The 4,539-nt window shown below is 60.9% G+C and carries 4 protein-coding genes and 1 pseudogene; all 5 read left to right on the forward strand.

All coding sequences use genetic code 11. The annotated features are described in order from the left end of the window. Positions 1 to 424: 424 nt before the first annotated feature. Positions 425 to 1,456: pseudogene (locus AC1DH9_RS27440) on the forward strand (HAMP domain-containing protein); the annotation flags it as partial. A gap of 93 nt (positions 1,457 to 1,549) precedes the next feature. Further along, a complete protein-coding gene (locus AC1DH9_RS27445) occupies positions 1,550 to 2,314 on the forward strand; it encodes a methyl-accepting chemotaxis protein (RefSeq protein ID WP_427536311.1) in 765 nt (254 codons plus the stop codon). A gap of 94 nt (positions 2,315 to 2,408) precedes the next feature. Further along, entirely contained in the window at positions 2,409 to 3,497 is a 1,089-nt protein-coding gene (locus AC1DH9_RS27450; RefSeq protein ID WP_427536313.1) for a glycosyltransferase family 4 protein, read from the forward strand. Next, a complete protein-coding gene (locus tag AC1DH9_RS27455) occupies positions 3,490 to 4,266 on the forward strand; it encodes a DUF2334 domain-containing protein (protein ID WP_477809163.1) in 777 nt (258 codons plus the stop codon). The genes AC1DH9_RS27450 and AC1DH9_RS27455 overlap by 8 nt, the downstream gene beginning before the upstream one ends. Further along, positions 4,263 to 4,539, forward strand: a 277-nt coding sequence (locus AC1DH9_RS27460) for a lysylphosphatidylglycerol synthase domain-containing protein (RefSeq protein WP_477809164.1), incomplete at its 3' end; no start/stop codon positions are given. The genes AC1DH9_RS27455 and AC1DH9_RS27460, both read left to right, overlap by 4 nt.

A 4,539-nucleotide genomic window follows, 5' to 3' on the forward strand; every position in this document is an offset into this window, starting at 1 on the left:
GCTCGCGATGGCGGCTTACCAGTCAACATCTCTGCTGAATGTTAAATCGCTATCGCGAGCAGGCTCGCTCCCACATTTTGACCGTGCGCATCCAAAAGATAGTCAGCGGCGTTTGCTGCCGCCCGGCAACGAGCCCATCAAGCCGCGGACCCGTTGTCGCCCCATCTGATTGACCGCCTGTCGCATCGCCGACTTCAAGCCCTGCGCCGATAACGAGTTGCAATGAGTCAGGCATTTCGTCGCTCCTGGTTAAGCTTTAGTCCTGCGCAGCCGATAAACACAAGCAAGAGACCAGACTGAAAATCAGGTCCGATAATTCCCTAAGGACAGACGGAAATATCAACTTATGTGCGACAGCGCCTGGTTTGCGCGCTTTTCAAAGCAACACGCCCCAACATTAAGACCTTAGCGGACACCCCAAGCCATGAACAAAAACCTGCGCTTCAGCCACAAAATCCTGCTTGCCGCCGCGCTCATCGTCATTGCCGCCTTCGCTTCGTTCACGCTGTACAACGACTATCTACAGCGCAATGCGATTCGACAGGACCTGGACAATTACCTGCATGAGATGGGCGATGTCACTTCCTCCAATATCCAGTCCTGGCTCGCCGGGCGGATTCTCATGGTGGAAAACCTGGCCCAGAACATCGCCCTCAACCCCGAACAAGGCAACGTTGCCAACCTGCTTGAGCAGAATGCCCTGGCGTCGACCTTCATGGCCCGGTACCTGGGCGATGCCAGCGGCACGTTCATCAACCGCCCCGACTCCAAGATGCCGGACGGCTACGACCCAAGAGTTCGCCCTTGGTACAAAGGCGCAGTAAACAGCAACGGCTCGACACTCACCGAACCGTATATCGATGCGGCAACCGGTCAGACCATCATTTCCATCGCCACCGCCTCGAAAAAAGCCGGGCAAAGCGTGGGAGTGGTAGGCGGTGACCTGAGCCTGCAAACCCTGATCGACACCCTGACCGCGCGTGACTTTGGTGGCATGGGCTACGCCTTCCTGGTCAGCGCCGACGGCAAGATCCTGGTCCACCCGGACAAAGCCATGGTGATGAAGTCCCTCAGCGAGGCTTACCCGACGAACACTCCGCGTATCGGTGACGGCATCAGCGAAGTCGAGGTCAACGGCAAAACCCGCATCGTCACCTTCACCCCGATCAAAGGCCTGCCATCGGTCAACTGGTACGTCGGCCTGTCGGTGGACAAAGACAAAGCCTTCTCGATGCTCAGCAGCTTCCGCACCTCGGCGATCATTGCCACGGTCATCGCCGTGGCAATCATCATCGCCTTGCTCGGGATGCTGATCCGCATCCTGATCCAGCCGCTGCACGTCATGACCCGCGCCATGCAAGACATTGCCGACGGTGAAGGCGACCTGACCCGCCGCCTGACCATCCAGAGCCAGGACGAGTTCGGCATCCTCGGCAGCGCGTTCAACCGCTTCGTCGAGCGGATCCACGGTTCGATCCGCGAAGTGTCGTCGGCGACCGAGCACGTCAACGAAGTCGCTCTGCGAGTGGTCAGCGCATCGAACTCGTCGATGCTCAACTCCGACGAACAATCGAGCCGGACCAACAGTGTGGCAGCGGCGATCAATCAGCTGGGCGCTGCGGCTCAGGAAATCGCCCGTAACGCGGCGCAGGCCTCTCATCAGGCCAGCGATGCCCGCAGCCTCGCCGAAGACGGCCAGCAAGTGGTCGACCGCAGCATTGCGGCGATGAATCAGCTATCGAGCATGCTCAGCGCCTCCAGCACCAACATCGAGTCGCTGAACAGCAAGACCGTGAACATCGGGCAGATTCTCGAAGTGATCACCAGCATCTCCCAGCAAACCAACCTGCTGGCACTCAACGCGGCGATTGAAGCGGCGCGGGCCGGTGAGGCCGGACGTGGTTTCGCGGTGGTCGCCGATGAAGTGCGCAACCTGGCGCACCGCACCCAGGAGTCGGCGCAGCAAGTGCAGACCATGATCGAGGAGCTGCAAGTCGGCGCCCGCGAGTCGGTCAGCACCATGAGCGACAGCCAGCGTCACAGCCAGGACAGCGTCGAGATCGCCAACCTCGCCGGTGAGCGCCTGAACAGCGTGACCTTGCGCATCGGCGAGATCGACGGCATGAACCAGTCGGTGGCCACCGCCACCGAAGAACAGACCGCCGTGGTGGAATCGATCAACGTCGACATCACCGAAATCAACACGCTGAATCAGGAAGGCGTGGAAAACCTGCAATCGACGTTGCGCGCCTGTTCCGATCTTGAGCAGCAAGCGGCGCGGTTGAAGCAGTTGGTCGGTAGTTTCAAAATTTGACGCGCCCTTGACGGCCCCATCGCGAGCCGGCTCGCTCCCACAAGGAGAACAACGGATAGAAGGGAGGGTTATCGTGCATATCGCTGACATCACCATGTTCTACGCACCGGCCAGCGGTGGCGTGCGGACTTATCTGGATGCCAAGCACCGCCGCCTGGGCCGCAAGCCGGGGATTCGTCACAGCTTGCTGATCCCGGGAGCACGGCGGAGCGAGCAGGACGGTGTCTACACGGTGCCCGCCCCGGCCCTGCCCTTCGGCAAAGGCTATCGCTTCCCGCTGCGACTGACGCCCTGGCGCAATGCCCTGCACGACCTGCAACCGGACCTGATAGAAGTCGGCGATCCTTACCTGACAGCCTGGGCAGCGCTGGATGCGCGGCGCGAACTGGACGTTCCAGTGATTGGCTTCTATCACTCCGACTTGCCGCTTTTGGCAAGCAACCGGGTGGGCAACTGGGTCACGCCGAATGTAGAAGCGTATATCCGCAAGCTGTACAGCAACTTTGACCGGGTACTGACGCCGAGCCGGATCATGGCCGACAAGCTCATGGGGCTTGGGGTCAAAAACGTTTACGTCCAACCCTTGGGCGTGGACCTGCAAACCTTCAATCCAGACGCCCGTGACCCGGATCTGCGGGCGAAGCTGAAGATTGCCGAAGACACTCGACTACTGATATTCGCCGGGCGAGGTTCCAAGGAGAAAAACATTCCCGTCCTGCTCAATTGCATGAAGCGTCTGGGAAACCGTTATCACCTGCTGCTGGTCGGTACCTCGGTGTCGGCACAGGTACCGGATAACGTCACGCTGATCGATGAGTTCTGCCCTGCACCACAGGTGGCCCGGCTGATGGCCAGCGCCGATGCCTTGCTGCATGCAGGCGATCAGGAAACCTTTGGCCTGGTCGTTCTCGAAGCCATGGCCTGTGGCATTCCAGTGGTTGCCGTGGCAGCGGGCGCCTTCACCGAAATCATCAACGAGCACTGCGGCATACTCTGTGCCCCCAACAATCCAGTGGCGATGGCCAATGCGGTGCGCGAACTGTTTGCACAGCGTAACGATCTCGGTCGATACGCCCGCCGCCATGTCGAACAGCATTACGCCTGGGATTCAGTGGTCAACAGCCTGCTGGGCCACTATTACGCAGTCCTCGGCGCCCCTTTGCCGCAGTTGAGCAATGGCTGACGCCATGCACACGCCCAGCCTGCTACTGGTGCTGCATGACGTCACCCCGCAATCCTGGGCCGACTACCAGCCGTTTGTCGAAGCGGTGGACGCACTCGGCGCAGTGCCGATGACATGGCTGGTCGTCCCCGACTTTCACAAACACCACGACCTCGATAGCCATCCGGATTTTCGGCGCGTGCTGACCCGCCGCATCGAGCGCGGCGACGAACTGGCACTTCACGGCTACTACCATTGTGATGACAGCCCGCTAACGGCGCGCCCCCGTGACTGGTTCATGCGCCGGKTCTACACCCATGAAGGCGAGTTCTACAGTCTTTCGCAACCGGCTGCGCTGGCCCGCCTGCTCGCCGGGATCGAATTGTTCAGCCGTTACAACTGGCCACTGGAGGGGTTTGTTGCACCGGCCTGGCTGATGAGCGAAGGCACGCGTCAAGCCCTGCGCCAGTTACCGCTGAGCTACACCAGTGATTCGCAGCACCTGTATCGCCTGCCGGACTTCTCCCAGGTCAACGCCCCAGGCCTGGTCTGGAGCGCGCGCAGTGCCTGGCGTCGCGGCGTGTCGAAAATTGTCAGCGCTCAACGCGAACTGCGCTGGCAGCACGCCCCGGTAATTCGCCTGGGCGTACACCCGGTGGACCTGCGCCATGAGTTCTCCCGCACTTACTGGCTGCACACCCTCGAACGCTTGCTCAATGACGGCCGAGTGCCAATGACCAAGGCCCGGTGGCTGCGCACGCAAAGCGCTCAGGTCGGTCACGCCGCATGAGTCGCGTCCTGTGGCTGGTCGCCGCCCTGCTCTGCGCGGTGCTGATTCCGCTATTGCTCGGTGCCAATGAACTATGGCCACGACTGCAGCACTTTCCGCCGACATTGTTGCTGGCGATGCCGGGCATGATCCTGCTCTGCTGGTTCACCAACTCAGTACGCTTGCGCTTGTTGCTGGGTGAACAGCGCAGCCGGATAGGCCGCCTGAAATGCCTTGGGGTGGTGATGTCCACCGAATTCGCGATTTGCGCGACCCCGGGCGGCGGCGGTGGAC

Source organism: Pseudomonas sp. 05T35 (genome assembly GCF_056396605.1).